We start from the raw sequence: 2,452 nt of genomic DNA on the forward strand, positions 1-2,452 counted from the left end.
CGCCGCCGGAGGGACCCGCGCCGCACGACGGTTGGCTGGCGGTGGCCGTGGTCCCCGAGTCCGCACCCGGTGGCGTGACGATCCGTGTGGGTGGGGCTGCTATCGAAGTTCACCCCGGTTTTGACGTGGCGCTGCTGCGTGCGGTGGTGCAGGCATTGGGGAGTGCGCCATGCTGAGCCAGGTGAATCCAGAACAGGTTTATCTGGCCTGCGGCAGCACCGACTTGCGCAAATCCATCGACGGGCTGGCGGCGGTGGTAATTCATAGCTTCGCCCTGGACCCGTTCAGTCACTGCCTGTTCGTCTTCTGCAATCGCGAGCGGAACAAGCTCAAGATTCTGCACTGGGACCATAACGGCTTCTGGTTGTACTACCGGCGTCTGGAGCGTGGCCGCTTTCGCTGGCCGGCGCGTGGCGAAGAGCAGGCGCGCGCCATCAGCCGCCGGCAACTGCAGTGGCTGCTCGATGGCTTGGAGCTCGAACAGCGCCGGGCGCACGCCAGCGTTTCGGCGCGGATCGTGGTGTGATTTGGTCCCCCGGCATGTCATTTTTGGCCAGCATTATTTTGCTATTTGGGTCTTGTTAGGTAGCGCGAAACGGGTTGTTTTATGGTATAATACCCATCAGTTCATGACACCCGATGCTGCTGCTACAAGCCCTGCCGAACTGCTGGAATCGATTAACCAGCAGGCTGTCAGAATTCAGCAACTCGAGGCCGAGAACGACTGGCTGCGCGCGCAGTTCCGCTTGGCCCAGCACAAGCAATTCGGCGCCTCCAGCGAGCACACCGTTGCCGTCACTGCGAACCAAAGCGAATTGGTCTTCAACGAAGCCGAGGCGCAGGCTGATCCCCAAATTGCCGAGCCGACAACCGAGACCATCACTTACCGCCGTAAGAAGTCCAAGGGCAAGCGCGAAGCTGATCTGGCCGCTCTCCCCATTGAGGAAGTGCGTTACGAGTTACCAACGGAAGGGCAGATTTGTCCGCAATGCACCGGCGCTCTGCATGAGATGGGAAAAGAGGAGCGCCAGGAACTCAAGATCGTGCCGGCGCAGGCGAGCGTGGTCAAGCACATCCAGGTGAAGTACGCCTGCCGTCACTGTGCACTGCACGATACCACGACGCCCGTGGTGCTGGCGCCGATGCCAACGCCCGCTTTCCCGAACAGTCTGGCTTCACCATCTGCCGTGGCCTATGTGATGAACCAGAAGTTCGACCTGGCGCTGCCGTTGTACCGGCAGGAACAGCACTTCCAGGACCTGGGCCTCAATCTCTCCCGCCAGACTCTGGCCAACTGGATGATCCGGGGCGCCGGGAACCTTGCCCCCCTCTACAACAGGCTGCACGCGATAATGCTGGCCAAAGACATCCTGCATGCCGATGAAACGACGGTGCAGGTGTTGCATGAACCGGACCGCGCCGCCACCACCGAATCCCGCATGTGGGTCTATTGCAGCGGACGCGAAGCGCCGGCCATCGTTCTTTATGACTATCAAACCACGCGCGGCTCCCAACATCCGCGCGGCTTTCTCGAAGGCTTTGGTGGCTTCCTCCATGTGGACGGCTATGTCGCTTATGAAGGAATGGCCGGCATTACGCTCGTCGGTTGTTGGGCGCACGCGCGGCGCAAGTTCGACGAGGCGATCAAGACTTTGCCGCCGGTGTCGCGCGCCGGCGTCACCTGCGCTTCGCACACGGGTCTTAACTTCTGCAACAAACTCTTCAAGATCGAACGCGACCTACGCGATGCCACGCCCGAGGCGCGTCTTGCCGGGCGACAGGTGGAAAGCGCGCCCATTCTCGCCGAGTTTAGCGCCTGGCTCGACCAGCAGGCGCTCCACGCCTTGCCCAAGAGCGCACTGGGTAAGGCCGTGGCCTACTGCCGCAACCAGTGGCCCAAGCTGAACACCTTCATCCAGGACGGCCGCTTGGAACTGGATAATAACCGCTGCGAACGAGCGGTCAAGCCGTTTGTCATCGGGCGCAAAAACTGGCTCTTCGCCAACACGCCCAGAGGCGCGGACGCCAGCGCCATCATCTACAGCATCGTCGAGACAGCTCGGGAAAACCAACTGCGGCCACTGGACTACCTCACGCTTTTGTTCGAGCGGTTGCCCAACCTCAAGCGTGGCGATAATCTTGATGAACTGCTGCCGTGGGCCGACGGCGTAAAAGACCTGTGCGGTTCAAAATCCAACACGACTCGCTGAAATCCACTCAGATAACGCCTTCGCTCGTGGGGGCCAATGTGGGGAGTATTTGACGCTTACCGCGGTAATGACATATAGTATTGCATAGTGCGTTTACAACTTAACTGCCGCAAGGGCTTGAGTTCATACCTGCGGCGGAACAGTGTTGGTTGTGATATAGTTTGCATAAGACCCCTATAAACGAGGGTAGGTTGCGCCACGGGCGCGAAAGGCAAGGAACGTATGTCTAAGTCTAAGAAGTC

1 protein-coding gene and 1 pseudogene are annotated in these 2,452 nt (G+C 59.9%); both read left to right on the forward strand.

Annotated elements, in window-relative coordinates; genetic code table 11:
* The first annotated feature begins 169 nt into the window (after window positions 1-169).
* The gene (tnpB, locus tag WCJ41_RS21495; RefSeq protein ID WP_336907884.1) at window positions 170-526 is read left to right on the forward strand and encodes an IS66 family insertion sequence element accessory protein TnpB; all 357 of its coding nucleotides are present in this window, start codon (window positions 170-172) and stop codon (window positions 524-526) included.
* Between the two features lie 169 nt (window positions 527-695).
* Window positions 696-2,210, forward strand: a pseudogene (locus WCJ41_RS21500) (IS66 family transposase); the annotation flags it as partial.
* Between the last annotated feature and the right edge of the window lie 242 nt (window positions 2,211-2,452).

The sequence above is a fragment of the Aestuariivirga sp. genome, from assembly GCF_037139295.1.
In the GTDB taxonomy this organism is placed as follows: domain Bacteria; phylum Pseudomonadota; class Alphaproteobacteria; order Rhizobiales; family Aestuariivirgaceae; genus Aestuariivirga.

Coding starts and splice junctions, on each gene's coding strand:
- tnpB (WP_336907884.1), top strand. CDS start 170: ATGCTGAGCCAGGTGAATCCAGAACAGGTTTATCTGGCCTGCGGCAGC.